The organism is Arthrobacter sp. 10N43, from assembly GCF_056394525.1.
The window spans coordinates 39369-53540 of the sequence record NZ_JBFTIA010000003.1 but is presented as its reverse complement, the minus strand read 5'-3'; the positions used below and the strand labels follow the sequence as shown (position 1 = coordinate 53540).

Sequence of the window (14172 nt, the reverse complement as noted above, 5' to 3'; positions counted from 1 at the left end):
GGGGCAGGCTGCGGAGACGAGTGAGGCCGGCTGGCGCAATCTTTCGATTGCCTCAGCCGGCCTCTGAACCGGAGACTCTGCATAAGCAAACTCGGCGCTCTCGCGGAAGGTAAGAGATTCGAACTCTTGGTACGGGGTCACCGCACACTGGTTTTCAAGACCAGCTCCATCGGCCGCTCGGACAACCTTCCCTAACGAGTAGTCTTTCATAGGCGGTCGGCTGCCACAAAAACACGCTGCAATTACGGCCGCGTGCAACTCCCCGCCATATTCTGGGGAGTGTTGATAGAACCTGGTGACCGCGGCGAACGTGCGCGGAGCCAGTTAGGAATCGGGAGTACTCCATGAAGGCTGTCTACATCTCAGAGCCCGGCGGACCCGAGGTCCTGGAAGTCCGGGAGGTCCAGGCCCCGGTGGCCGGGCCCGGCGAGGTGCTGATCGACGTCGTGGCCGCGGGCCTCAACCGTGCGGACGTGCAGCAGCGCAGGGGGTTCTACCCGCCGCCCCCGGGTGCCTCCGAGATCCCTGGGCTGGAAGTCTCCGGCAGGATTGCCGGCTTCGGCCCTGGCGTGACCAAGGCGTTCTCCGTAGGGGACAAGGTGGTGGCGTTGCTCGCCGGCGGCGGCTACGCCCAGCAGGTGTCCGTGCCCGCGGGGCAGGTTCTGCGCATCCCCGACGGCGTGGACCTGGTCACAGCGGCATCGCTCCCCGAGGTCGCGGCGACCGTCTATTCCAACCTGATCATGACGGCGCAGCTGCAGCCGGGCGAAACGGTCCTGATCCATGGGGCCACGGGCGGCATCGGCACCATGGCCATCCAGCTGGCCAAGGCCGTCGGCGCCCGGGTGGCCACCACCGCCGGCAATGCGGAGAAGGTCGGCACCGCCCGGGCCTTCCTCGGTGCGGACATCGCCATCAACTACACGGAGGAAGAGTTCCCGGCGAGCCTTCGCGCCCAGAACGGCGGCAAAGGCGCGGACGTCATCCTCGACGTCGTGGGGGCCAAGTACCTCGAGCAGAACATCGATGCGCTCGCCGACTACGGGCGCCTTGTGGTCATTGGGCTGCAGGGCGGCGCCCGGGCGGAACTGGACCTGGGACAGCTGCTGCGGAAACGGGGCGCCATCATCGCCACCGCGCTGCGTCCGCGCCCGGTGGAGGAAAAGACCGTGATCATGAACGCTGTCCGCGACGCCGTGTGGCCGATGCTGACCGACGGCAGGATCAGGCCCCTCGTGGCCAAGACCTTCCCGCTGGAGCAGGTCGCCGCCGCGCACACCTACTTCGATTCCGGTGACCACGTGGGCAAGGTCCTGCTGGTCATGTAGCCGCCGCCCGGCACCAAAACTGCCTTAAACCGCAGGCCACGGGCGACTTATTCCGTCCGGAGCATGCGTTGTTTTGCGGCAGGGGCGGCAACCACGGTAGGTTTGGTCTATACGCGGTATACACGCGTCTTGGGGCGCGTGTATGCTGTGTGGTTTACTGACCTCCGGGAGTATCCCATGTCAATCCGCCACAGTCTCCTCGCCCTCCTGCAGGACCGCCCGCGCTATGGCTATCAGCTCAGGACCGAATTCGAGGACCGCACCGGGTCCTCCTGGCCGCTGAACATCGGGCAGGTCTACACCACCCTTGACCGGCTGGAACGCGACGGTCTGGTCCGCAATGACGGTGGCGACGGCGACGGGCACGTCATCTACAGCATCACCCCGGCCGGCCAGGCTGAAGTCAGCGACTGGTTCGCGGCCCCCGTGTCCCGCACGATTCCGCCCCGGAATGAGTTGGCCATCAAGCTCGCCCTCGGCCTCACGATTCCCGGGACCGACGTCGGCGCCATCATCCAGGCCCAGCGGGCCGTCTCCGTCCGTGCGCTGCAGGAGTACACCAAGTCGCGCCGCGACACGGCCGCGCTCCAGCGCCCCGCCGACACCGCCAGGCTCCTGGTGCTGGACTCGCTCATCTTCCAGACCGAGGCCGAAGTGCGCTGGCTGGACCTCTGCGAGGCCCGCATGATGCAGCTCAGCAACCTCCAGAGGTAACCGGCCGACCGCTCGTCGCGTCATCCCCGCCGCCTGGCGCACGACCCGCCTTCAGCTCGCGGCCGCATTGGTAGGGTGCGTGGGGCAGTTCTGTACCGGTGGGCTGCCCGGCTGGGTTTCTCAAGGAGGAGACATGGGCACAATGCCAGATGGCACACAACGCGACAGCACCAACAACACCACGAACAACACCACTCTCGGCACCGCGCAGCTCGAGGACCGGATCGATCCGGACCCGGCACTCCCGCCAACCTCGGTGGACGAGTCGGTCCGCGAGGCCGAGGACCGCACCTGGACGCCCGCCAAGATCGGGCTGTGGGCGGCCATCGCACTGCTGGGCGGCGTCGCCTGGTTCATGCTGGCGATCGTCCGTGGCGAGACCGTCAACGCCATCTGGTTTGTGTTCGCCTCGGTCTGCACGTACCTGATCGGCTACCGCTTCTACTCCAAGGTCATTGAGCGCTACCTGCTCAAACCCAACGACCGCCGCGCCACCCCGGCCGAGTACAAGGCCGACGGAAAGGACTACGTCCGCACGGACCGCAACGTCCTGTTCGGCCACCACTTCGCCGCCATCGCCGGCGCCGGACCCCTCGTTGGCCCGGTCATCGCCGCTCAGATGGGCTACCTGCCCGGCACGATCTGGATCATCATCGGCGTCGTCCTTGCCGGCGCCGTCCAGGACTATCTCGTCCTGTTCTTCTCCATGCGCCGCGGCGGCCGTTCCCTGGGCCAGATGGCCCGCGAGGAACTCGGCGTGATCGGCGGCACCGCCGCCCTCATAGCGACGTTGCTCATCATGGTGATCATCGTCGCCATCCTGGCCCTGGTGGTGGTCAACGCCCTCGGCGAAAGCCCCTGGGGCGTCTTCTCGGTAGGCATGACCATCCCGATCGCGCTCTTCATGGGCGTGTACCTGCGCTACATCAGGCCGGGCAAGGTCATGGAGGTCTCGCTCATCGGCTTCGTCCTGCTCATGGCCGCCATCGTCGGCGGCGGCGCTGTGGCAGGGACCGAATGGGGGGCCGCGTTCTTCCACCTGGACAAGGTCACCATCGCGTGGGGCCTCATCGTCTACGGCTTCATCGCGGCCATCCTCCCCGTCTGGCTCCTGCTGGCCCCCCGCGACTACCTCTCCACGTTCATGAAGATCGGCGTGATCGTGATGCTGGCCCTGGCCATCATTGTGGTCCGCCCCGAGATCACAGTGCCGGCGTTCAGCGAGTTCGCCGGCCGCGACAACGGTCCGGTCTTCTCCGGCGCCCTGTTCCCGTTCCTGTTCGTCACGATCGCGTGCGGCGCCCTGTCCGGGTTCCACGCCCTGATCGCCTCCGGCACCACGCCGAAACTGATCGAGAAGGAACGCCAGACCCGCCTGATCGGCTACGGCGGCATGCTCATGGAATCCTTCGTGGCCATCATGGCCCTCGTGGCCGCAATCTCCATTGACCGCGGCATCTACTTCGCCATGAACGCCCCCGTAGCGCTGACCGGCGGGACCGTCGAGACCGCGGCCGCATGGGTCAACGGCCTGGGCCTGTCCGGGGTCAACATCACCGCCGGGGATCTCGCGCAGACGGCCAAGGACGTGGGGGAGCAAAGCATTGTGTCCCGCTCGGGCGGCGCGCCTACGCTCGCCGTCGGCCTGGCCCACATCATGCAGCAGTTCATCGGCGGCACCGCGATGATGGCCTTCTGGTACCACTTCGCCATCATGTTCGAGGCTCTCTTCATCCTCACAGCCGTCGACGCCGGCACCCGGGTTGCCCGCTTCATGCTGCAGGACTCGATCGGCAACTTCGTCCCGAAGTTCAAGGAACACTCCTGGCGTCCGGGTGCCTGGCTCTGCACCGCCGTCATGGTGGCGGCCTGGGGCGCGGTCCTGATCATGGGCGTCACCGACCCACTGGGCGGCATCAACACGCTGTTCCCGCTGTTCGGCATCGCCAACCAGCTGCTCGCGGCCATCGCCCTCTCGGTCTGCCTGGCCATTGCCGCCAAGCGCACCGCCCGGAAGTACCTGTGGATCGCGGCCGTGCCCCTGGCGTTCGCCGCCGTCGTGACCATCACGGCGAGCTTCTACAAGATCTTCTCGCCCGTTCCGGCGGTGGGCTACTTCGCCAACAACGCAGCCTTCGCCAAGGCACTGGCGGACGGCAAGACCTCCTTCGGAACGGCCAAGACACAGGCCGCCATGGAGGCCGTGGTCCGCAACACCATGATCCAGGGGTGGCTGTCCATCATCTTCGTTGTGCTGAGCATCATCGTCATCATCACAGCGGTCATGGCGACCATCAAGGCCCTGCGGAACACCGCCGCAGGGCTCCCCAACGCCGAGCACGAAGACCCCGCCCGGGCCTCCCGCGTCTTCGCCCCGGCAGGGTTTGTTCCCACAGCAGCGGAACGCGAACTCGTGACCGAGTGGAACAGGCTCCCGGCCGGCGAACGGCTCGAAAAGTCCGGACACCACTGATGCGGAGCCGGACATGAACGCGGTACTCGCCGGGTTCCGCGGATTTGCCGGGTACCTCAGCGGAGTCCTCGGCGCCGATGCCTACAAGAAATACCTGCAGCACCACGAGGCCTCCGGCCACACCAGCCCGCCCCTGACCGAGCGGGAGTTCTGGCGTGACCGGACTGACCGCCAGGACACCCACCCGCAAGGGCGGTGCTGCTGAGCGGTGTTGCTGAGCGGTGCTGCCGGGCCGGCGCCGCTGCCTTACGGTCACTCGATGGCTGACGCCGGGCGGACTGTGGTGAGCGCGTCGCGCCGCCTGACCTGCGAAAAAACCGGACACCCGCCCGGGTCCGGGGGAGCGGAGCCGTCGGATACAAACGTGTCCGACGGCGCCCTCCGCTTCCAGCGGACGCCGGCACCGCGCCGCCTGACGCGTGAGAGTATGAAGCCATGAGCGATCAGCATGACACTCAGCCCGGCGCCCAAACTGCCGACGACGTGCCCGTCGAAGGCACGCCCGTGAACGACGGACGGCCGCTGACCGGAGCGCCCCTGGCTTCATCCGCGGCGCCGGCCGCCCGCGCCGGCGGATCCGGGCCGGTGCCCAGGCCGCCCCGGGGGAGCGAACTGCAGGATCTGGTGGACCAACCCGCGAAGGTCATGCGGATCGGCACGATGGTCAAGCAGTTGCTGGACGAAGTGAAGTCCGCCCCGCTGGACGACGCGGCCAGGGGCCGGTTGGCTGAAATCCACGAGCGTTCCATCAAGGAACTCGAGGATGGCCTCGCCCCGGAGCTCGTCGAGGAGCTCGAACGGATCACCCTTCCCTTTCCGGAAAATGCCACCCCCTCCGACGCGGAACTCCGGATAGCCCAGGCCCAGCTGGTCGGCTGGCTCGAGGGGCTCTTCCATGGAATCCAGACGGCCATCGCGGCGCAGCACGCCGCCAGGGAGCATACGTACGCCCAGATGCAGCTGCGCCAGCTGCCGCCCGGAACCGTGATCGCCCCGGGCGTCATCATCGGCGAGAACGGCGAACCGGTCCGCGCCGCAGCGCCCCGTCGTGGCGCGGATCCCTCGCAGCCCCCCGAACCCGTCGACCCGGACCACGGTCCCGGCCAGTACCTCTAGCGCCACCTTGGGCTTCTTCAGCGCAGCGCGGCAAGGCCGCAGGGACGACGTCGAACTTGGCAAAGGGCTTTGGCGGCGCGCCCATGACCGGTTCAACCGCGGACTCGACCGCTACCACCAGGTCCTCGAGGGGTTCGAGGACGAGGAGCCTTACGGAGAGCTCGTCGACATCGCCAACGAGCTCTCGGCGCTCGCGCCCCGCGTCCGGCAGGTCTGCGCGGAGGCCCAGCGGCGCTTTCCCAGCAACGGATTGGACATCCCTGGCCCGCTGGCAGGTGTCCACCGTGCCCTGTCGACGGCAGGCAATTCCCTCGCCATGACCGCCGAGGCGGCCGCGATGCTCCGCCTCGCTGTTGGGCCCGTCCCGGCCGGTGCCGCCTCCGTGCGGCGGCGCGCTGAGGCCGTTGTAGAGCAGGTCCACGACGCCGAGCGGCGGCTTGCGGAGGCTGCCGGCGGCGGTCCGACACCAACCTGAGCGGCGGTCCGCACATCACCGCGCCGGTGATGGCTGCTCCGGCATTGCAGGCGCCGGCGGCGTTGGCGCTGCATTCCAGATACTTCCCGGTATTCCCGGTTACGCGCCTAGCTTAGCTTCGCCCGGACGCTGGCCGGACGGCGCCGAAGTTGGCAGGATACTTATATGACTTTTTCACCGGAACTGACTTTCAATGACGGCAACACCATCCCCCAGCTCGGATATGGGGTGTGGCAGGTTGAAGACGACGTGGCCGAAAAGGTGGTTGTCCAGGCGTTTGAGGCTGGCTTCCGCCACATCGACACGGCAAAGATCTACGGCAACGAAGCAGGCGTGGGCCGCGCCATTGAGCGCTCCGGCCTCAAGCCCGAGGAAATTTTCATCACCACCAAGCTGTGGAACGCGGACCAGGGCTACGAATCCACCCTGAAGGCGTTCGAAGAATCCATGGAGCGCCTGGGCCTGGAGACCCTGGACCTGTACCTGATCCACTGGATGCAGCCCAAGCAGGACAAGTACGTTGACACCTGGAAGGCCCTCATCGAGCTCCAAAAGCAGGGCCGGGTCAAGACCATTGGCGTCTCCAACTTCACCAAGGAGGGTCTGCAGCGCCTGATCGATGAGACCGGCGTGGTTCCGGCCATCAACCAGATTGAGCTGCACCCGTTCTTCAGCCAGGCTGAACTGCGCGAATTCAACGCTTCCAAGGGCATCCTCACCCAGGCCTGGTCGCCGCTGGGCCAGGGCGGCGAGCTCCTCGAGAGCCCGGTCATTTCCCAGATTGCCAGCAAGCACGGTGTCACTCCGGCCCAGGTTGTCATCGCCTGGCACCTGGCCATCGGCAACGTGGTCATCCCGAAGTCGGTGACCGAGTCCCGGATCCGCGAAAACTACGCGGCCCTGGACGTGACCCTGGACGAGACCGACATCCAGGCCATCAACGGCCTGGACCGTTCGGCCGAGGATGCCGGACGGATCGGCCCGGACCCGGCCGTCTCTGACTTCGCCTAGGCAACAATTCCAAGACGCCGGCAGCGCGGTTCCATTGCCGCCTTCATGACCAGTTCGGCGTCACCGGCAGCGGCCGGCTGAGCCAGCCGGCGTTCGCACAGGGCCTTCACCCCCGCACGGGGTGGAGGCCCTGTGTGCGTCCGGCCCATCCCCATACGCGGCGACCATGACGCCCAGAGAGGCGTCTGTCGGACGCCGCCTCGCAACAGGCGCCCGGACGCTGTTCAGGGAGTCAGGCGGCGGCCCGGCGCTCTTTTGCCGGGATTGCATCGACGACGGCCCAGCCGTCTTCGCCGACTACGCACCGGCTGGCGAAGCGGTCTGCGGCGGCGGCCTCATCGAAGCTCTCGGTGCGGATCCGGCCGCAGTCGGTGTCCAGGTAGGTGACCGTGAAGTACAGTCCGCCATCCTGCGGGCCGTTGAAGTCCGGTTCGAAACTCTGGAAATTCTGGTTGTTCTCCATATTTCCAGTGTGCAACCGACCTCCGACAGTAATGCTTCACGCCTCCGGCGTGTTGCCGAGCCGCAGCACCCGTTCCCGTGCCAGAACCTCCTTGCGGCGTTGCCGGTCCGCTGCCCGTGCCGCCTGCTGCGCCATGGCGGCCGCCAGCTCGTGACGCTTCCGCGCTCCCTTGAGCCCGGCTTCCGCCGCGTCCAGGCGCCGCCTGAGTTCGCGCACCTCATCGGCCAGCCGGGCGGACTCCGCCCCCGCGTCCGCCAGTTCCGCCGCCGCGCGGCGTGCGTCGTCGTCGGCCTCTGCTGCGGCCTCCTCGGCCGCTTCCAGGCCGGCACGCGCCCGTTCCACCGCCGACGGCGTGGGCGTCACCCTTTCTTTCCCGACCGCCCGGAGGCGGGGCTGTTCCGGTGACTTTCCACCAGCAGCCTCGCCGGGATGTCCTGCCCGGGCCGGCGGCTCGGCCCCGCTGCGGCCGGCCGTCCCGCCGTCGTCGGGTTTTCTCGCTGTTCCAGCGTCAGTTCCAGGGCCAGTTCCAGCGCGAGTTACCGCGGCCGCGTGGCTTCCGGGGACAGCCACGGCGCCGGCGAGATCGACGACGTCGACCCCGTCAGCCGAGAGTGCCCGGAGCAGACAGCCGCTCTGCACGGCAGCTGCGGCGCCGGGGTCGGCCGTGGCGGCACGCAGGGTCTGCTCCACTTCCGTCGCCACGGCGGCACTGATGGCGCGTCCCTGCTGGGCGGCCAGGGCGTGTGCCGTCTTTACCGCGGCGGCGAGAAGCTCGCGCCGCTGCTGGGCGAGGATACGGAGTGCCGCTGCATCCAGGGCGGCCTGGGCGGCCTGCATCGAGGTCCCAAGCCCAGCCACCTCCTGCAGGGTTCCGGGGGTGTGCACCGCCAGCATGTTCACCGCCCACGCCGCCACCGAGGGTTTGGGCAAGGCCCGGACTTCGGCCGCCAGAGCGCGCTGCCCGGCCGCGGTGAGGCCAGAGACGCTGACGTCTTTGGCCGCGGCCGTTCTTGCCGCCACGAACTCGCCATACGGCAATGCGTACAGCGGCCCGGCAATGCCCTCGAGTTCCCGCGTTCCCATGCAAGCATCATAGGAGTCCGGCCCTGCGACGAACGCCCACCGCGGCCCCGTTCGGGCGCGCTAGGTCCGCCCCTCGCCGAGCCCGTGAGCCGGTGACAGGTGCCGGGTCCGGTGCAGCGTTACGAGCAGCAGGACCAGGGCCGCCGCCTGGAGTGCGGCGACGGTAATGATGAGCGCCGGCCGCGCGCTGTAGAGCGCCCCGTACAGGGCCCCGCCGACCAACGCACCCGCTCCCTCGAACACCGCGAATACTCCATACGCCGTGCCCTGCCGGGGCTGGGGCACCAGATCGGCCACCAGCGCCTTGACCGTGGAGTCCTGGATGCCCATGGCGGCGCCCCAGACCAGGACGCCAGCCAGAACGAGCCCGGCGCTCGACCCCAGGGCCAGAACGGGCACCCCCGCAATCAGCACGGGCAGAGCCAGGAGCACGGCCGCTCCGGCGCGATCGTAGATGACGCCACTGGAGAGGGCCCCGACAGCGGCCGCCCCCATGGCGCCGGCGTACAGCAGCGGGACCACCGCGACGGGCACGGCCATGGCGGCCGTCAAATGGTAGGAGATGACGCCGAAGGCCACCAGCCCGGCGCTCCACAAGAATGCGGCCGCGGCAAACAAGATGAAGATGCCGGAGAACGCCGACGCCGGCCGGCCGGCGGCTCTCCCGTGGTTCGGCGCCGAATCTGGGTCCGAACCGCGCCGCGCGGCGTCCGGGCCCGGGAAGCCGGCGGGGTCGGCGTCGGGAATTGGCGTGTCGCCACCGGGTTCCTGGACGCGGCGACGCAACCAAAAGAGAATCGCCAGCGCTGCCACCGCCGGAACGACGAGCACCGCAAAGGCCGCCGGAAGCGAGCCGGTGGCAACCAGGACCGCCGAAACGAGCAACGGGCCCAGGAGAGCCCCGGCCAAATCGAGGGATTTGTGGACGGCGAAGCCGCGGCCCCGGCCAACCGGCTGGACGGCGGCAGCGAGCAGTACGGTTTTCGCCGGGCTGCGGACGGCTTTGCCAACCCTGTCCCCGATGATGAGCGCCGCCGCCAGGGCCAGCCCGGCGCTCCCGGCAAATGGCGTCAACGCCAGCAGCGGGACGCACACCGCCGTGAGGGCATACCCGGCCATCGTGAACGTCCAGTACTTGCCCGTATGGTCCGCCCACGGACCGAACACCACCCGGAGTCCCTGGGACGCGGCCTCCGCGGCTCCGGTCACGAGACCGACGAATAGCGCGGACGCGCCGAGCTGGGCGAGCAGGGGACCTCCCAGCGGGCGGGCGCCGTCGGACACCATGTCCGTGGCGAGGCTGACCAGGCCGAAACCGATAACCGGGCCCCACAGCCGGTGCCGGCCATTGTCGGGGTGGCCTCCGGACCGCGGCGGCGGGAATTCCTGCTGGCGGGCCGGCAGCCTGCGCCCGGGCCATTCCATTCACTAAGGCTGGCGGACGGCCTGGAAAAAGACAATACGCAGGTCAGGCCACTGTGGCCGCGTCGAGGCGCCGAAGGAAATATTGACCAAAGTGGTTCTTTCTTGCCCACGGCTTGGTACTTTTTGAGAGCCGATCCGCATTGTGCGGGCCGGGGGGACCCACAATGACGGATTGAAAGGCTTCACAATCATGAGCTCACCGCAGTAGCAATTCTGTGCGCCCCCACGGAACCGTCAAGGGGGCGCCCGAAGGCACTTTCCGGCTCAGACCGGACGGCCCTGATGCATCCGGCCATTCCGGCTCCCAGCGACGCTCCGGCGAATCTGGAAACCGCCCACGCCCTCACGGAGGAACTGTGAAGCTATTTTCGAACCCGCCTCGCCACACCGGCCGGCGGCGCAATCCTGTCGCCGCCGCCCTGCTCAGTTCCGCCCTGGCGGGCGTGCTCGCGCTCTCCGTCCTCGCCGTCTCGGCACAGGCGGCGCCGGGCGGCGCGCCCCTGGCCGTGAGAGCGGCAACGACTCCGTCGCCCAGTGGCTGGCTGCACACTTCCGGCGCAGCGATCCTGGACTCGAACAACGCCCCGTACACGATTAAGGCCGCGTCCTGGTTCGGCATGGAAACCCCTGACTGCATGCCGCACGGCCTGTGGGGGACCCTGACCATCGATGACGCCCTGGCCAACATCAAGTCGATGGGCTTCAATACCGTCCGCCTGCCGTTCTCCAATGAGTGCCTGGCCGCGACCAGCATCAAGGGCAACCTGAACTACTGGGCCAACCGCGCCTATGGGCTGGAGGGCAAGACGCCGCTGGTCCTGATGGATACCGTCATTGCCCGCGCCAAGGCCAACGGCCTGCAAATCATCCTGGACCGGCACCGCCCGTCCTCCGCCGACCAGTCCCCGCTCTGGTACACCGCCGCGTACCCGGAGTCGAAGTGGATCGCGGACTGGAAAATGCTGGCCGCGCGCTACAAGAACGATCCCACCGTCATCGGCGCCGACCTTCACAATGAGCCTGCCGGGGCGGCAACCTGGGGCGGAGCGGCCGCCACGGACTGGCAGGCTGCAGCCACTCGCGGCGGCAATGCCGTGCTGGCCGCCAACCCCAACCTGCTGATCATCATCGAGGGCATCGAAAACCAGGGCAACGGCACCTACACCTGGTGGGGCGGCGGCCTGGCCGACGTCAAGAACAAACCGGTCACCCTGGCCACACCCAACCGCGTGGTCTATTCCCCGCACGACTACCCCGCCTCGCTGTATGCGCAAAAGTGGTTCAGCGACGCCAACTACCCCAACAACCTGCCGGCAGTATGGGACGCCAACTGGGGTTACATCCAGAAGCAGGGCATCGCCCCGGTCCTGCTCGGCGAGTTCGGGACCGCGCTGCAGACGACGTCGGACAAGCAGTGGATGGAGAAGATCGTCTCCTACCTCGCGACCAACTCCATGAGCTTCGCGTATTGGTCCTTCAACCCGAACAGCGGCATCACCGGGGGCCTCGTCCAGGCGGACTGGCGCACCCCGGAGGCCGCCAAACTGGCAGCGCTCGCACCCATCCTGAAGGGCAGCCAGTCACCGACGCCGACCGCCACGCCGACGCCGTCGCCAACCCCGACTGCCACGCCGACTGCCACGCCGTCGCCGACGCCGACTGCCACGCCGACGTCGGGCGGGTCCATCAGCGCGGTCTGGAAACTCGGCAGTTCGTGGACCGGCGGCTACGTGGCCAATATCGAGGTCACCGGGCTCCGGGCGGCCTCCAGCTGGAGCGTGAGCTGGCCGGATCCGAATGTCACCCGGGTGGCCAATTCCTGGGGAATCAACTGCACGGTTGTCCCCAAAGTGTCGGTGACCTGCAGCGGTACGGACTGGGCCACCAAGATCGCGCCCGGCCAGAAACTGTCGGTGGGCCTGCAAGTGGATTCTCTAAAGGCCCCCGTCAACCCGGTGCTGACCCTGAAGTAGCCGCAAAAGACCCCGGAAATTAATGATTTCCGGGGTATTTTGACCTGCGACATGTCCGGACTGGAGTCAATGCTGGGAACTCCGCTGTAATTAGCCGATGCAGGGATAGAAATGCCTCGTCAGTCCCGGATACTGTGTCCATTGGGTGCACCTGCCGGCTGTCGGCAGGTGCTGTCTTTGGGGGAACAATTGAAAAACAAGGCCTTTCGTCTCGGCGCCGCCGGGGCCCTCACCGCGCTACTTGCCGGGCTCGCGGTTCCGGCGCACGCAGGCTTCGTACCGTCCTGCGGCCCGATCGTTGATTCGATCAAGCTCTGCACGACGCCGGACGGGAGTCAGTATCCGGTGATGGTCAACAGCCCGGTTGCTGGCCCGCGGCCGCTTATCGGGGGCGCCCTGCTGGTCGGCAACACCATCACCGTTTACGACGGCGTCTGGGATCCCTCCAACGCGACACTCACACACCAGTGGCTGCGCAACGACGTACCGATCCTGGGCGCCACCGGTACCACGTACCGGCTGACCAGGTCGGACCTCGGAAAGGGCATCCGGGTCAAGACCACGGGCCGCGCTCCGGAGTACATGGCAACCACCGTCCAGTCCACCAAGACGGCGCCGGTCACAGACGCCGCCGGCGCCGTTCCGACGGTCCGGGCGGGGTCTGTTGGCTTCGAATCCCTGGGCGCAGAAGAGGGTGAATACTCGCCCGTCGTCGTCGCCCAGCTGGGGGACTGGGGCCCGGGTGGCGTCCAGCTCCAGTATCAGTGGCTCCGTGACGGCTCGCCCATCCCTGGTGCCACCGCCCCAAGATTTGATACGACAACGTGGGGCCCGACGGGGCTGCTCAGCCTCCGGGTCACCGGCTACGCCACCGGCCTCGACCCGGTCTCCGTGACCTCCGCAGCCAGCCGCGGCACCTTCACCCCCGAGACGCCCGGCGCTGTGGTCACCGGCGGCACCGCGGTGGGGGACGTCCTCACCGCCGTCGACCTTCCCTGGTTTGACCACACCGACCGGAACACCCGCGATTGGAATCAGCACCGCTTCCAGTGGACGCGCGACGGTGTCCCGATTCTCGACGCCAACGACCTGACCTATGCGATCACCGCCGAGGACCAGGGCCACACCCTGGAGCTGGTGACCGCGTCTGGCGGGCCCAAGGCCACCTCCAACTCAGTGACCGTCCCCCCGGCCGTGGGCACGGTCATCCCGGCGCCCCCGGCACCCCCGGAGCCCCCGAAGGTTGAGCTGAAGCCGCTGACGAACGTCACCAAGCCGGTCCTGACCGGTACCGCAGTGATTGGCACGGCGATGACGGCGACGGCCGGCACCTGGTCCGAACCGGCCGACAATCTGACCGTCATCTACTACTGGCAGTCCCAGGACGGGAAGGTGTCGGCCACCGGCCCGACGTTCACCCCCAACATGACCCAGCTTGGGTCGACGGTCACGCTCATTGCGACCGCCACGGCTCCCGGATATACCACCGCCTGGGCAAAGGTCACCGCGCCCAAGCCCGTGACCGCGCCGGACCCGACCCAGACAAAAGCCCCAGCCATCCAGGGCATCCTGACCGTGGGGATGGAGCTCTACACCTACACCGGTGACTGGTCCGACCGCGATTCGGAGGTGAAGGAGTCCCGCCAGTGGCTGCGCGACGGCACCCCGATCGCCGGGGCCACCGGCCGGCGCTACACCCTGGTGGGGGCCGACTTCGGCAAGAAAATCTCTCTCCGGGTCACCTCGACACTGGACGGCAGGACCCTGAAGACCCAGACGGTCGACACTTCGGCGAAGGTGGCCGCTGCGACCCTGATCTCGGCTACGCCGACGATCGCCGGCACCGTCAGGGCCGGAAAAGTAGTCACCGCGAAGCCCGGCACCTGGACCTGGGGCACCGCGTTCAAGTACCGCTGGCTGCGCAACGGCGTCCCGATCTACGGTGCAACGGAGTCGACTTACAAGGTCCGTTCGGCCGACAGGGATAAGAGGATTACCGTCCGTGTCACTGGCTCCCGGCTCGGCTACACGACCGTCACCCGGACCAGCGGGGCCTACTTCGCCCGTTGACCGCAGGCACCCCGGGTGCGAGGCAAAGGATCCTGGCATCG

At 67.8% G+C, this 14172-nt stretch carries 12 protein-coding genes and 1 tRNA gene; 9 read left to right on the top strand and 4 right to left on the bottom strand.

Going from position 1 to position 14172, the window contains the following annotated elements:
• Positions 1-103: 103 nt before the first annotated feature.
• Positions 104-191 (bottom strand) — tRNA-Ser (locus tag AC1DDO_RS05120).
• A gap of 153 nt (positions 192-344) precedes the next feature.
• On the opposite strand from AC1DDO_RS05120, the gene AC1DDO_RS05115 reads away from it, so the two are divergent.
• The 7 genes from AC1DDO_RS05115 (at position 345) to AC1DDO_RS05085 (ending at position 7117) form a co-directional block, all read left to right on the top strand.
• Positions 345-1328: an NAD(P)H-quinone oxidoreductase gene (locus tag AC1DDO_RS05115; RefSeq protein ID WP_476867369.1), complete on the top strand. Its 984-nt coding sequence runs from the start codon at positions 345-347 to the stop codon at positions 1326-1328.
• Positions 1329-1505: 177 nt separating this feature from the next.
• Positions 1506-2042, top strand: coding sequence for a PadR family transcriptional regulator (locus AC1DDO_RS05110; protein ID WP_476867370.1), 537 nt, complete (start codon positions 1506-1508; stop codon positions 2040-2042).
• 133 nt (positions 2043-2175) lie between these two features.
• The gene (locus AC1DDO_RS05105) at positions 2176-4515 is read left to right on the top strand and encodes a carbon starvation CstA family protein (protein WP_476867371.1); all 2340 of its coding nucleotides are present in this window, start codon (positions 2176-2178) and stop codon (positions 4513-4515) included.
• Positions 4516-4528: 13 nt separating this feature from the next.
• Entirely contained in the window at positions 4529-4720 is a 192-nt protein-coding gene (locus AC1DDO_RS05100; RefSeq protein WP_476867372.1) for a YbdD/YjiX family protein, read from the top strand.
• Positions 4721-4950: 230 nt separating this feature from the next.
• The gene (locus tag AC1DDO_RS05095; protein ID WP_476867373.1) at positions 4951-5631 is read left to right on the top strand and encodes a bacterial proteasome activator family protein; all 681 of its coding nucleotides are present in this window, start codon (positions 4951-4953) and stop codon (positions 5629-5631) included.
• A 7-nt stretch (positions 5632-5638) separates the two neighbouring features.
• A complete protein-coding gene (locus tag AC1DDO_RS05090; RefSeq protein ID WP_476867374.1) occupies positions 5639-6106 on the top strand; it encodes a hypothetical protein in 468 nt (155 codons plus the stop codon).
• Between the two features lie 165 nt (positions 6107-6271).
• On the top strand, positions 6272-7117 hold the full coding sequence (locus AC1DDO_RS05085; protein WP_476867375.1) for an aldo/keto reductase: 846 nt from the start codon (positions 6272-6274) through the stop codon (positions 7115-7117).
• Positions 7118-7349: 232 nt separating this feature from the next.
• On the opposite strand, the gene AC1DDO_RS05080 is transcribed toward AC1DDO_RS05085, so the two are convergent.
• Genes AC1DDO_RS05080 through AC1DDO_RS05070 form a run of 3 tightly spaced genes read right to left on the bottom strand, consistent with a single transcriptional unit; the run spans position 7350 to position 10088 of the window.
• On the bottom strand, positions 7350-7580 hold the full coding sequence (locus AC1DDO_RS05080) for a hypothetical protein (protein WP_476867376.1): 231 nt from the start codon (positions 7578-7580) through the stop codon (positions 7350-7352).
• Between the two features lie 36 nt (positions 7581-7616).
• Positions 7617-8663, bottom strand: a complete 1047-nt coding sequence (locus AC1DDO_RS05075; protein ID WP_476971569.1) for a hypothetical protein — start codon at positions 8661-8663, stop codon at positions 7617-7619.
• A 60-nt stretch (positions 8664-8723) separates the two neighbouring features.
• Positions 8724-10088: an MFS transporter gene (locus tag AC1DDO_RS05070; RefSeq protein WP_476867378.1), complete on the bottom strand. Its 1365-nt coding sequence runs from the start codon at positions 10086-10088 to the stop codon at positions 8724-8726.
• Positions 10089-10444: 356 nt separating this feature from the next.
• On the opposite strand from AC1DDO_RS05070, the gene AC1DDO_RS05065 reads away from it, so the two are divergent.
• Both AC1DDO_RS05065 and AC1DDO_RS05060 read left to right on the top strand, forming a co-directional pair.
• On the top strand, positions 10445-12061 hold the full coding sequence (locus AC1DDO_RS05065; protein ID WP_476867379.1) for a cellulase family glycosylhydrolase: 1617 nt from the start codon (positions 10445-10447) through the stop codon (positions 12059-12061).
• A 189-nt stretch (positions 12062-12250) separates the two neighbouring features.
• Entirely contained in the window at positions 12251-14131 is a 1881-nt protein-coding gene (locus AC1DDO_RS05060; RefSeq protein WP_476867380.1) for a hypothetical protein, read from the top strand.
• Positions 14132-14172: the final 41 nt, after the last annotated feature.